The 12,908-nt window shown below is 63.8% G+C and carries 8 protein-coding genes and 3 pseudogenes; 5 read left to right on the plus strand and 6 right to left on the minus strand.

Annotated elements, in window-relative coordinates; genetic code table 11:
* Window positions 1-217 precede the first annotated feature (217 nt).
* Together NUH87_RS01980 and NUH87_RS01985 are read right to left on the minus strand one after the other, a co-directional pair.
* Window positions 218-3,375: pseudogene (locus tag NUH87_RS01980) on the minus strand (multidrug efflux RND transporter permease subunit).
* A 2-nt stretch (window positions 3,376-3,377) separates the two neighbouring features.
* On the minus strand, window positions 3,378-4,535 hold the full coding sequence (locus tag NUH87_RS01985) for an efflux RND transporter periplasmic adaptor subunit (RefSeq protein ID WP_338524477.1): 1,158 nt from the start codon (window positions 4,533-4,535) through the stop codon (window positions 3,378-3,380).
* Between the two features lie 155 nt (window positions 4,536-4,690).
* On the opposite strand from NUH87_RS01985, the gene NUH87_RS01990 reads away from it, so the two are divergent.
* Both NUH87_RS01990 and NUH87_RS01995 read left to right on the plus strand, forming a co-directional pair.
* Window positions 4,691-5,392: a response regulator transcription factor gene (locus NUH87_RS01990; RefSeq protein ID WP_040066844.1), complete on the plus strand. Its 702-nt coding sequence runs from the start codon at window positions 4,691-4,693 to the stop codon at window positions 5,390-5,392.
* Window positions 5,393-5,396: 4 nt separating this feature from the next.
* Entirely contained in the window at window positions 5,397-6,701 is a 1,305-nt protein-coding gene (locus NUH87_RS01995) for an ATP-binding protein (protein ID WP_338524478.1), read from the plus strand.
* Between the two features lie 51 nt (window positions 6,702-6,752).
* On the opposite strand, the pseudogene rarD reads toward NUH87_RS01995, so the two are convergent.
* The 4 genes and pseudogenes from rarD to NUH87_RS02015 form a co-directional block, all read right to left on the minus strand.
* Window positions 6,753-7,630, minus strand: a pseudogene (gene rarD / locus NUH87_RS02000) (EamA family transporter RarD).
* A 7-nt stretch (window positions 7,631-7,637) separates the two neighbouring features.
* A pseudogene (locus NUH87_RS02005) lies at window positions 7,638-8,611 on the minus strand (class I SAM-dependent methyltransferase).
* A 64-nt stretch (window positions 8,612-8,675) separates the two neighbouring features.
* Window positions 8,676-10,118: a SulP family inorganic anion transporter gene (locus NUH87_RS02010; protein WP_338524479.1), complete on the minus strand. Its 1,443-nt coding sequence runs from the start codon at window positions 10,116-10,118 to the stop codon at window positions 8,676-8,678.
* Window positions 10,119-10,199: 81 nt separating this feature from the next.
* On the minus strand, window positions 10,200-11,066 hold the full coding sequence (locus NUH87_RS02015) for a LysR substrate-binding domain-containing protein (protein WP_338524480.1): 867 nt from the start codon (window positions 11,064-11,066) through the stop codon (window positions 10,200-10,202).
* A gap of 107 nt (window positions 11,067-11,173) precedes the next feature.
* Between NUH87_RS02015 and NUH87_RS02020 the strand changes: the two genes are divergently transcribed.
* The 3 genes from NUH87_RS02020 to NUH87_RS02030 all read left to right on the plus strand — a co-directional run bounded on the left by NUH87_RS02020 (window position 11,174) and on the right by NUH87_RS02030 (window position 12,890).
* Window positions 11,174-11,548: a tautomerase family protein gene (locus tag NUH87_RS02020; RefSeq protein WP_338524481.1), complete on the plus strand. Its 375-nt coding sequence runs from the start codon at window positions 11,174-11,176 to the stop codon at window positions 11,546-11,548.
* A 131-nt stretch (window positions 11,549-11,679) separates the two neighbouring features.
* Window positions 11,680-12,387 carry an MFS transporter gene (locus NUH87_RS02025; protein WP_338524482.1) on the plus strand — a complete coding sequence of 236 codons (708 nt, stop codon included), beginning with the start codon at window positions 11,680-11,682 and terminating at the stop codon, window positions 12,385-12,387.
* Entirely contained in the window at window positions 12,384-12,890 is a 507-nt protein-coding gene (locus NUH87_RS02030) for an MFS transporter (protein WP_338524483.1), read from the plus strand. The genes NUH87_RS02025 and NUH87_RS02030 overlap by 4 nt, the downstream gene beginning before the upstream one ends.
* The last annotated feature ends 18 nt before the right edge of the window (window positions 12,891-12,908 follow it).

The following is a 12,908-nucleotide window of genomic DNA, read 5'->3' on the forward strand; positions in this document are numbered from 1 at the left end:
CACGACCTGTTGAACCCGGAATGTGTAACCAAAAGTCGCACCACAGGCGTTCCCTTCGCACCCTGTTGGGGCGAAGGGAAACCAATGGTTGAGGGAGTTGCCGGTGCTCAAGGCGACTGCGCTACGATGAGTCGCCTTGGCGTGCCGGCTGTCGTTGGAGGGACGAAGGGCAGGACTGCAGGGGAATTTTTATCTGTATATACAGGTTGGATGGGTTTCACCCGAAACGACGATCACCTCCCGCTTCCGGATCGGCGCCCAGCGCCGGTGCCGCGCTCGACGAGCCTTGGCGCCTGGCTCCAGCCAGTTTCATCACCACCACAAAGAACACCGGCACGAACAGAACCGCCAGCGTCGCCGTGATCATCCCGCCGATCACCCCGGTGCCGATGGCCTGCTGGCTCGCCGAACTGGCCCCGCTGGCAATCGCCAGCGGCACTACACCGAGGATGAAGGCCAGGGAGGTCATGATGATCGGGCGTAATCGCAGGCGAGCCGCCTGCACCGTTGCGTCCAGCAGATCATGGCCCTCGTCGTAAAGGCTCTTGGCGAACTCGATGATCAGGATCGCGTTCTTCGCCGACAGGCCGATGATGGTGATCAGGCCGACCTTGAAGAACACGTCGTTGGGCATCCCGCGCAAGGTCACCGCCAGCACTGCGCCGAGCACCCCCAGCGGCACCACCAGCAGCACCGAGGTCGGGATCGACCAGCTTTCATACAGCGCCGCCAGGCAGAGGAACACCACCAGCAGCGACAGCCCCAGCAGCATCGTCGCCTGGGACCCGGACAAGCGTTCCTGTAACGACAACCCGGTCCATTCCAGGCCAAGCCCGCTCGGCAGCTGGGTCACCAGTCGCTCCATTTCCGCCATGGCCTGCCCGGTGCTGTGCCCGGCCTTGGGCTCGCCGGAAATGGCAATGGCCGGGTAGCCGTTGTAGCGGGTCAGTTGCGCCGGGCCCTGGGTCCAGTGGGCCTGGACAAAGGCCGACAGCGGCACCATTTTCCCGCTGCTGTTGCGCACATGGATCTTCAGCAGGTCGGCCACCTGGCTGCGCTGGTCACCTTCGGCCTGGATCACCACCCGTTGCATACGCCCTGGTTCGGGAAATCGTTGACATAGGCCGAGCCCAGCGCGGTGGAGAGCAGCGCGCCGATGTCGGCAAACGATACCCCCAGCGCGTTGGCCTGCTGGCGGTCGACTTGCAGTTGCACCTGCGGCGCTTCGGCCAGGGCGCTTTCGCGGACGTTGGCCAGCACCGGGCTGTTTTCCGCCGCCGCCAGCAACTGGCTGCGGGCTTTCATCAGCGCCTCATGGCCGATGCCGCCACGGTCCTGCAAGCGGAACTCGAAGCCGCTGGAGGTGCCGAGGCCATCCACCGGCGGCGGCAGGATGGCGTAGGCCACCGCGTCCTTGATGTCGCCCAGGGCCAGGTTGGCGCGGTCGGCAATGGCTTGCGCCGAGTCCTGGGCGCTGCGCAGCGACCAGTCCTTCAGGGTGGTGAAGGCCAGCGCGGCATTCTGGCCGCTGCCGGAGAAGCTGAAGCCGAGGATCATGGTGGTGTCGCCGACCCCCGGTTCCGTGGCGTTATGGGCCTCGATCTGTTCCACCACCTTGACCGTGCGGTTCTGGCTTGCGCCAGGTGGCAACTGGATATCGGTGATGGTGTAGCCCTGGTCTTCCACCGGCAGGAAGGAGGCGGGCAGGCGCATGAAGCACAGTCCCAGCAGTACCAGCAGCAGGCCATAGACCAGCAGGTAGCGGCCGCTGCGTTTCAGCGCATACACCACCCAGCCTTCATATTTATTGCTCAGTTGCTCGAAACGCCGGTTGAACGCACCGAAGAAGCCGCCCTTGGCGTGGTGCTCGCTCTGGGCAATCGGCTTGAGCAGGGTGGCACAGAGCGCCGGGGTCAGGGTCAGGGCGAGGAAGGCCGAGAACAGGATCGAGGTCGCCATGGACAACGAGAACTGCTGGTAGATCACCCCCACCGAGCCCTGCATGAAGGCCATGGGAATGAACACCGCCACCAGCACCAGGGTGATGCCGACGATCGCGCCGCTGATCTGGCCCATGGCCTTGCGGGTGGCCTCCCGTGGCGACAGCCCTTCGCCGGCCATGATCCGTTCGACGTTCTCCACCACCACGATGGCGTCGTCCACCAGGATGCCGATGGCCAGCACCATGCCGAACATGGTCAACACGTTGATCGAGAAACCCAGGGCCAGCATGGTGGCGAAGGTGCCCATCAGCGCTACCGGCACCACCAGGGTCGGGATCAGGGTGTAGCGGATGTTCTGCAGGAACAGGAACATCACCGCGAACACCAGCAACATGGCTTCGCCCAGGGTGTAGACCACCTTGGTGATCGAGACCTTGACGAACGGCGAGGTGTCGTAGGGGATCTTGTATTCGACCCCGGCCGGGAAGTAGCGCGACAGCTCGTCGAGCTTGGCGCGCACCAGCGTGGCGGTGTGCAGGGCGTTGGCGCCGGGGCTCAGTTGGACGCTGAAGGCGGTGGATGGCTTGCCGTTCAGGCGGGTGCCGTACTGGTAGTCCTGGCTGCCGATTTCCACCCGGGCGACATCGCCGATGCGCACCGTGGAGCCGTCGGGATTGGCCCGCAGGACGATATCGGCGAACTCCCGCGGTGTGCTCAACTGGCCCTTGACCAGCACCGCGGCGTTGATTTCCTGGGTCGGGCGGGCCGGCAGGTCGCCGATGCTGCCCGCCGAGACCTGGGCGTTCTGCCCGGCCACGGCGGCGCTGACGTCCGCCGGCGTCAGGTTGAAACCCACCAGCTTCTGCGGGTCGATCCAGATCCGCATGGCCCGTTCGGCGCCATACAACTGGGCCTTGCCGACACCGTCGAGACGCTTGATCTCGTTCATCACGTTGCGCGCCAGGTAGTCGCTGAGGGCGCTTTCGTCGTACTTGCCGTCGCTGGAGGTGAGGGTGGCGAGCAGCAGGAAGCCGGCGGAGACCTTCTCCACCTTCAGGCCTTGCTGGGTCACGGCGGCCGGTAGGCGCGGCTCCACGGCTTTCAAGCGGTTCTGCACATCCACCTGGGCCATTTCCGGGTTGGTGCCCGGCTGGAAGGTGGCGGTGATGGTGGCGCTGCCCAGGCTGCTCTGGGATTCGAAGTACAACAGGTGGTCGGCGCCATTGAGCTCCTGCTCGATCAGGCTGACCACACTTTGATCCAGGGTATGCGCCGATGCACCAGGGTAGGTGGCCAGGATCTCCACCTTCGGTGGCGCGACGTTGGGGTACTGCGCCACCGGCAACTGCGGGATGGCCAGGGCGCCGGCCAACAGGATGAACAAGGCGACCACCCAGGCGAACACCGGGCGATCGATAAAAAAATGCGGCATGCTCACTGTCCTTTGGACTGGGCGAGGGGAAGGGGGCTGTCGTCGATCTGCACCTGCTCGCCGGGACGGGCGTGTTGCAGGCCTTCGACGACGATACGATCGCCGGGCTTGAGGCCTGCGCTGACGACCCAGCGATCGTTGTGCACTGACCCCAGTTGCACCGGCTGTTGGCTGATCCGCTGTTCGGTGTCGACCAGCAGCACCTGGGCGATCCCGGCGCTGTCACGCTGGATGGCGCGTTGCGGTACGGTGATGGCTTCGCGGTTCACCGCCTGCTCGACGCGGACCCGGACGAAACTGCCGGGCAGCAGGTCGAGGTCCGGGTTGGGGAATTCGCTGCGCAGGATCACCTGGCCGGTGCCGGGGTCGACGCTGATGTCGGTGAACAGCAGTTTGCCCGGCAGCGGGTAGGCGCTGCCGTCGTCCTGGATCAGCGTGGCCTTGGCCTGGTTCTGCCCGACCTGCTGCAACTGCCCGGCCCGCAGGGCGCGGCGCAGCTCATTGAGCTCGCGGGTCGATTGGGTCAAGTCGGCGTGGATCGGATTCAACTGCTGGATCAGCGCCAGGGCGGTGGTCTCGTTCTGGCCCACCAGGGCGCCTTCGGTCACCAACGCCCGGCCGATGCGTCCGGAAATCGGCGCGGTGACAGTGGCGTAGCCGAGGTTGAGCCTGGCCCGCTGCACGGCGGCCTTGTTCGCGGCGACGTCGGCGGCACTCTGGCGCGCGGCGGCTTCGGCGTTGTCGTAGTCCTGGCGGCTGATGGCATGGCTGTCCACCAGGTCACGGTAGCGCTGGTGCTGCAGGCGGGTCTGGAAGGCATTGGCCTCGGCCTTCTGCAGGCTGGCGACCGCGCTGTCGAGGTCGGCCTTGAATGGCGCCGGGTCGATACGGAACAACACGTCGCCCTGTTTCACGTCGCTGCCTTCGCGAAATACCTGCTGCAGCACCACGCCGGCGACCCGCGCGCGGACTTCGGCGATGCGCGGCGCGGCGATGCGGCCGCTCAACTCGCTGTTGATGGACAGGCTCTGGCTCTTGAGCGTCTCGACCCGAACCTTGGGCAGTGGCGGTGTCTGCGCGGTGTTCGCGGCTTTGTCACAGGCGCTCAGGGCCAGCACCAGGGCCGACAGGCATAGCGGGGCAAACAGCTTCTTCAACATAACGGAGTCCCAATAATGACCCTCGCATGCTAAGGGTCGTGCTCAGGCGCTGCTGTGAAGCTCTGTAGGGCGTTGGTGAAAAAGTGTGAAGCTAATGCGCTCAGGTGCGCGCGGGCGTATATCCTTCACGGTTTTCCGCTTTCGTAAATTTATCTATGCCTACCATTTTGCTGGTCGAAGACGACAGCGCCCTCAGTGAATTGATCGCCAGTTACCTGGAGCGCAACGGCTACCATGTCAATGTATTGGCCCGTGGCGACCAGGTGTGTGAGCGCGCGCGACAGAACCCGCCGGATCTGGTGATCCTCGACCTGATGCTGCCGGGCCTCGATGGCCTGCAGGTGTGTCGCCTGCTGCGCGCCGATTCGGCGACACTGCCGATCCTGATGCTCACCGCCCGCGACGACAGCCATGACCAGGTGCTGGGCCTGGAGATGGGCGCCGACGACTACGTGACCAAACCCTGCGAACCCCGGGTGCTGCTGGCCCGGGTGCGGACCCTGCTGCGCCGCAGCAGCCTGGCCGATCCGCAGGTGGCCAGCGACCGGATCCTGATGGGCAACCTGTGCATCGACCTGTCGGAACGCAACGTGACCTGGCGCGAGCAGCCGGTGGAGTTGTCCAGCGGCGAGTACAACCTGCTGGTGGTGCTGGCCCGGCATGCCGGCGAAGTGCTCAGTCGCGACCAGATTCTCCAACGTCTGCGCGGTATCGAGTTCAACGGCACCGACCGCTCGGTGGATGTGGCGATTTCCAAGCTGCGCCGCAAGTTCGACGACCACGCCGGCGAGGCGCGCAAGATCAAGACCGTCTGGGGCAAGGGCTACCTGTTCAGCCGCTCCGAGTGGGAGTACTGAAACGATGCTGAAGATCCTGGTGCGGCTGTACCTGATCACCATCGTCACCTTCAGTGCGGCGATCTATCTGGTGCCTGAGTTGGTGATCGGCGTCTTTCACGAGCGCTTCATGCGCTACAACCTGGAGCAGTCCCGGGGCTTGCAGAGCCTGTTGCTCGAACAGTTTCGCCAGGTTCCGAAAGACCAGTGGCCGGCAATAGCCACAGGCCTGGACCAGCGTTTCGCGCCCTTGCAGGTCAGCCTGGTCGGCATCGATGAGACAAGCTTCAGCGCGTCCGAGCAAAAACGCCTGCGCGGCGGCGAGGATGTGATCCGCCTGGGGGATTGGGGGACGCCGGATCTGGTGGTCTCGCCACTGGATGAGCAACGGGCGGTGGCGCTGCGGGTCCCGCCCGATCCGTTGGACATGAGCCTGTTGTACTGGAGCATGAATGTGCTGGTCGGTGCCGCGCTGCTGGCCTGCCTGCTGTTCTGGCTGCGAGCGCACTGGCGCGACCTGGAACGCCTCAAGCAGACCGCCCGGCGCCTTGGCCAGGGACAACTCAGCGAGCGCACGAATATCTCGCCACGCTCCAATATCGGCGAACTGGCGGCGGTGTTCGACACCATGGCCGACGACATCGAAGGCCTGCTCAACCAGCAGCGCGACCTGCTCAATGCGGTATCCCACGAATTGCGCACACCCCTGACCCGGCTGGATTTCGGCCTGGCCTTGGCGTTGTCCGAGGAGTTGCCAGCGGCATCCCGCGAGCGTCTGCAAGGGCTGGTGGCGCATATCCGTGAGCTGGACGAGCTGGTTCTGGAGCTGTTGTCTTACAGCCGGTTGCAAAGTCCGGCCCTGTTGCCGGAACGGGTCATGGTGTCGATGGACGAGTTCGTCGACAGTATCCTCGGCAGTTTCGACGAGGAACTGGAAGCCCCGGAGACCGTGCTGGACGTATTGATGCACGGTTCGCTGGACCGCTTTGCCCTTGATCCGCGCCTGACCGCGCGGGCGGTGCAGAACCTGTTGCGCAACGCCATGCGCTATTGCGAGCGGCGGATCCAGATTGGGGTCAGGGTCAATCCGGAAGGTTGTGAGCTGTGGGTCGATGACGACGGCATCGGTATTCCCGAGCCGGACCGGGAGCGGATTTTCGAGCCGTTCTATCGCCTGGACCGTAGTCGCGATCGCGCTACTGGCGGGTTTGGCCTGGGGCTGGCCATCAGCCGACGGGCGCTGGAGGCCCAGGGCGGAACCCTGACCGCCGAGCAATCGCCGTTGGGCGGGGCGAGTTTCCGCCTGTGGTTGCCGACCGTGACCTGTTAGAAACGCTTCGGTGTTTTCAACGACCCGTTGGCGGGTCACCTGCGTGAAACGTTAGCGATGCTGCTTCAGCAATCGTTTCACGCCCTCCAGCACCAATACCACCACCGCCAGCCAGATCGGCAGGTAGGTCAGCCATTCTTCCGGTCCGATGCTTTCCCCCAGCAACAGGGCGACGATCATCAGCAGCACGGGCTCCACATACCCCAGCAGACCGAACAACCCGAAGGTCAGCATCCGGCTCGCCAACAAGTAGCAGATCAGCGCGGCGGTACTGATCACCCCCAGCAAGGGAATCAGCCCATACAGCGCCGGCCGCAGGTTGAGCACGGCAAAGCCCTGTTCGCCGTGCTGCACGAACCACCACGCTACCGGCAGCAACAGCGCCATCTCAAGCCAAAGGCCGCCCAGGTTGTCGGTGCCGTTGCGCCGCCGCAGCACGAAGTAGATCGGATAGCCGATGGCTACCAGCAGGGTGGTCCAGGAAAAGCTGCCGACCCGGTACAACTCGTTGAGCACACCACACAGGGCGAGCAGGGCAGCCAGGGTTTGCAACCGGGACAGGCGTTCGCCGTAGACGATGCGTCCGGTGAGCACCATGGTCAGCGGCAGGAGGAAATAGCCAAGGGCGGTATCCAGGCTATGGCCGTTGAGCGGTGCCCAGAGGAACACCCACAACTGCAAGCCGAGCATCACCGAGGACAACAGCAACTTGAGCGGCAACAGCGGTTCGCGGCGCACCCGGGCGAGGATCGCGGGCACGCGTTTCCAGTCTCCGGACACCAGCATGAACAGTGTCATGCAGGGCACGGTCAGGAGCATGCGCCAGCCGAAGATATCTTCACCGTTGAGGGGGCCAGCAGGGACGTATAGAAATACATGACGGCGAACAGGCAGGACGCCGACACCGATAAAACAATACCTCGGGACACAACGGCCTCACGAAACGGTGGATTCGATTTTTTCCGGCAGGATAGCACCCTGCTTGAACAGCAAGGCCTTCAATCCGCTTTCGGCGTCGATATCGGGAAACTCCGGCGGGTTGTCCAGGCGGCGTTCGAACACCAGCCCCGGCGCTTCACGGGTGACGCCATCGATGAGAAAGTCCGAGCCCACGGCTGGGTCGTTCATACAGGCGAGGACACTGCCGTCCGGGGTGAGCAATTCCGGTAGACGGCGCAGGACGCGCTGGTAGTCCTTGCCCAGCAGGAAGCTGCCTTTCTGGAAGGAGGGCGGGTCGATGATCACCAGGTCGAAAGGGCCGCTGTTGATGACCTTGCCCCAGGACTTGAACAGGTCGTGGCCGAGAAAGCTCACCTTGCCCAGGTCGTGTCCGTTCAGGCGATGATTGTCGCGTCCACGGCTCAGGGCCGCGCGGGACATGTCCAGGTTGAGCACATGGGCTGCACCGCCGGCGATCGCCGCCACGGAAAAGCCGCAGGTGTAGGCGAACAGGTTCAGCACTCGCTTCCCCTGGGCATTGGCTCGGACCCAGTCGCGGCCATAGCGCATGTCGAGGAACAGGCCGTTGTTCTGTTTCTTGCCGAGGTCGACCTGATAACGCAGCCCCCCCTCGGTGATCACCCACTCGTCAATGGCCTCGCCCACCAGCCATTCGGCGGGGCTCTGGGCAGGTAGCGATGGTGCAACAGCAAGGTCCGTGCGCCGCTGGCCTGCCAGGCGGGCGACTGGCTGATCGCTGCCAGCAGGTCCTTGAGGGCTTGCAGTTGTGCCGGCTCCGGCTCCTTGAACAGCGAAACCAGCACCACGCCCTGCAACCAGTCGACGGTCAGTTGCTCCAACCCTGGCCAGCAGCGGCCCCGGCCGTGGAACAGGCGCCGGGTTTCCGCCGGGGCGCTCGCCAGGGCCGTGAGCAGGTGGGTGTGGAGGATGGACAGGGCGTCGGGGTTCATCAGGCAGTGCCGGCAAGGAAAAGGGCCGGCATTCTAACCCTATCGACAGTGAAAAAACGGCGGGTTATTGATCCGCGCCCGCGCGTTTGAGCAGCCGTTTGCAGCGCTCGGACAAGTGAAAGACGTGCAGGTGCTTGCCGGCCTTCTCGTAGCGCTCGCGCAGGGTCTTCAACGCGGCGATGGCCGAGTAGTCGACGAAGTTCAGATGACGGCAGTCGAGGGTTACCTGGGGCGGATCGTTGGCGGGGTCGAACTGGTTGAGAAAGGGCGTCGTCGAGGCAAAGAACAGGGTGCCATGCAGGCGGTAAAGCTTGCTGCCGTCAGCCTCCAGATCAGCGTCGGCGTAGAGTTCCCGGGCCTGCTGCCAGGCGAAATTGAGCGCGGCGATGATGATCCCGCAGAGCACGGCGATGGCGAGGTCGGTGAACACGGTAACGGTGGTTACCGCGATGATCACCAGCACGTCATTGAACGGCACCTTGTTCAGCACCCGCAGCGAGGCCCAGGCGAAGGTCTGCTGCGCGACCACGAACATGACGCCCACCAGGGCGGCCAGCGGGATGCGTTCGATAAAGGGCGACAGGAACAGGATGAACAGCAGGATCATCACCCCGGCGACGGCCCCGGACAGCCGGCCCCGGCCGCCGGAACTGAGGTTGATCATGGTCTGGCCGATCATGGCGCAGCCGCCCATGCCGCCGAACAGGCCGCTTACCATATTGGCCACGCCCAGTGCCGCGCATTCGCGGTCCGGGTAACCGCGGCTTTCGGTGATCTCGTCGGTCAGGTTCAGGGTCAGCAGGGTTTCCAGCAGGCCGACCAGGGCCATCAATATCGCGTAGGGGGCGACGATCCGCAGGGTTTCCAGGTTCCACGGCAGTTGCGGCAGGGCCAGCACCGGCAGGCCGCCGGCAATATGTGCCATGTCGCCCAGGGTCCGGGTCGGCAGGTCGAGCAGGTACACCGCCAGGCCCACGCCGAGGATCGCCACCAGTGCCGGCGGCACGCTGCGGGTCAGGCGCGGCAGCAGGTAGACGATGGCCATGGTCAGGGCCACCAGCCCGCCCATCAGGTAGAGCGGCGTGCCCCTCAGCCAGGTTTCGCCGCTCTTGAAGTGTTCCAGTTGGGCCAGGGCGATGACGATCGCCAGGCCGTTGACGAAACCGAGCATCACCGGGTGCGGCACCATGCGCACCAGCTTGCCCAACCGCAGCAGGCCGAAGGCGAGCATGATCAGCCCACCCAACAGGACCGTGGCGAGCAGGTACTGCACGCCGTGCTGCACCACCAGCGCGACGATCACCACCGCCATCGACCCGGCGGCGCCGGAGATCATGCCGGGGCGCCCGCCCAGAAGCGCGGTCAGGGTGCAGATGATCACGGCACCGTACAGCCCCATCAGCGGATTGAGGTGGGCGACCAGGGCGAAGGCGATGCATTCGGGCAGCAGGGCGAAGGCGGTGGTCAGTCCGGCCAGGGCGTCGGCGCGCAGGCGTTGGTGTTTCATGGCGTACCTGAAAGGCGGGCCGGCAGGGCCGGCGGCGAAAAGAGGGGGCGGATGGTACGCAATTGAATGCGCCTGGGCCAGTTACCGAAGCTCGGCGAGGCTCGCCTGGATCGACTCGGACAGTTGCCGGACCGCAGCTGTCGGCGCTTCCCGGGCCTGGTGAAGGACATAGCCGAGCATGGGCAGCGGGGGCAGGTCTTCAATGATCGCAAGATGAGCGGGCAAGCCGATGCGGGTGCGCAAGGTGACGCCCAGTCCCGCCGACACGGCGGCCCAGATGCCACTGACACTCGGGCTGGTGAGCGCCACTCGCCAGGGGATGCGCGCCTGGTCCAGCGTGCGGGCGGCGGCGCTACGCAGAATGCACGGCGCATCGAACACCACCAGGGGCAAGGGCTGGTTGTCGGAATGAGGCGGCGCCGGCAGATCGCGCGGGCCGATCCAGTGCATGCGGGTTTCACCGAGGCGCAGGGCGTACGGCGTGCTTGAGTCGGTTTCCCAGGCCAGCGCCAGGTCCAGGCGGCCATTCTCGATCTGCGCCAGCAACTCGGCGTTGCGGGCAATGCTGACCTCCAGGCTGACCAGCGGATGGACCCTGGAAAAGCGCCGTAGTACGTCGCTGAGCAGGTGTTCGGCGAAATCGTCCTGCAAGCCGATGCGCACCGTGCCTTCGATGCGGGCGTCCCGCAGGCTGCCGAATATCTCGTCGTTCAGTTCCAGCAGGCGCCGGGCCTGGCTGAACAGCGCCTCGCCGGCCGGTGACAGGATCAACCCGCGCCCCGACTTCACCAGCACGGCGCTGCCGACCTGGCTTTCGAGCTTCTTGAGCTGGGCGCTGACCGCCGAGGTCGAGCGCCCGAGGCGGTCGGCGGCCTTGGCAAAGCTGCCGAGCTCGACTCCGGCGACAAAGGTGCGCAGTACATCAAGGTCGAAGGTGGGATGGCGCATGGGAGATCATCCACTTATTCGGGAGTATTGATTCTATTTAATCTGATATTCGGAATTATCGTGGCGACTTAACCTGCCTCCGTCAAATCAGCAGCTTTGGAGGTCGTATGCCTTTCGCCCGTATTTCCCTGCATCGGGGCAAGTCCCCCGAGTACCTTCGCCTGTTGTCCGAAGGGCTGCATCAGGCCCTGGTGGAGACCTTCGAGGTGCCGGCCACTGACCGCTTCCAGGTCATTCACCAGCATGAGGTGGGAGAGCTGATCTTCGATAGCCACTACCTGGGCGGGCCCCGCAGCGCGGACTTTGTCCTGATCGCCATTACGGCCGGTCGCCCTCGGGATACGGCCACGAAACAGCATTTTTATCGTCGATTGGTGGAGCGCCTGAGCGTGGCGCCGGGCATCGATCCGGAGGATGTCATGGTGGTGATCAGCACCACCCAGGCGGATGAGTGGTCCTTTGCGGGAGGGCGGGGTAATTGATGCCTGGTGCCTGGATTGCCAGGGTGAAACGCACAACTGGCCGCCCAAGATGACGGTGTAGGTGAACATCGAGGTCATACAGTGACCAAGGGCCACTTTGCGGGCTAGAGTATAAGCCCAGGTGGCCAATTATGAATTCGCCGGTCCTTTCCCGTCTGTTATGCGTGCGCGGCTTGCGAGCATTCGCCGACGGATACGTCAGCTTGCTGCTGCCACTTTATCTGCTGGCACTAGGCATGCAACCGCTTCAAATCGGGATGATCGCCACCGGCACTTTGCTCGGCTCAGGCGTGTTGACGCTCCTGGTTGGCCTCTATGCTCATCATTTTACCCACCGCCTGTTGCTGCTGATGGCCGCGCTGCTCATGACGGCAACCGGTCTTGGTTTTGCGGCGTTCACTGACTTCTGGCCTTTGCTGGTGATTGCCATTGTCGGGACATTGAATCCGTCCAGCGGCGATGTCAGCGTATTCTTGCCGCTAGAGCACGCCGTGATCTCCGGTTTGGTGGACGAACGTCGGCGCACGGCAGTGTTTGCCCGCTATAGCCTGACCGCTGCGTTGGCTGGCGCATTGGGGGCACTGTTCGCTGGTGCGCCTGATTGGATAGTCGCGACATCGAAGCTGGATAAGAGAGTCGCGCTACAAGCGATGTTTATCCTTTACGGCGTATTGGGATTGGCATCGGCATTGATTTATTCCAGGTTGCCTAGGGAGATTGGCACAGACGAGCACAAGGCATCAGCCGCACCGTTACAACAATCGAAGCGGGTCGTTTATACCCTCGCAGCCTTGTTCAGTCTGGATGCGTTCGGGGCGGCTTTGTGGTGCAATCGATGATCGCCTTGTGGCTTTTCCAGAAGTTTCAGCTTTCCACCACGGTCGCAGGCGAGATTTTTTTCTGGACCGGAGTATTGACGGCGTTTTCATATCTGGTGGCGAATCGCATTGCCGATCGGTTTGGACTCGTGAATACGATGGTGTTTACGCACTTGCCTTCCAGCCTGTTCCTGATCCTGATTCCTCTGATGCCGACACTGAGCCTGGCAATCGTCCTGCTGCTTGCACGCAGCGCGTTGTCGCAAATGGATGTGCCGACCCGTAGTTCCTACATCATGGCAATCGTGCCACGAGAGGAGCGTGCAGCTGCAGCCAGTATCACGACGGTCCCACGTAGCCTGGCGTCAGCTTTAAGCCCGCTGCTTGCCGGTTATTTGCTTGGATTATCGACCTTTGGTTGGCCGCTGGTGATCGCGGGCGGTTTGAAGATCACCTACGACTTACTGCTGCTGGGTATGTTTCGGAATATACGGCCGCCAGAAGAAAGCGGGCAGAAGCGCTAGATAGGGGGCGTGGCGAGA

This window comes from Pseudomonas batumici (genome assembly GCF_036585405.1).
GTDB lineage: Bacteria > Pseudomonadota > Gammaproteobacteria > Pseudomonadales > Pseudomonadaceae > Aquipseudomonas > Aquipseudomonas batumici.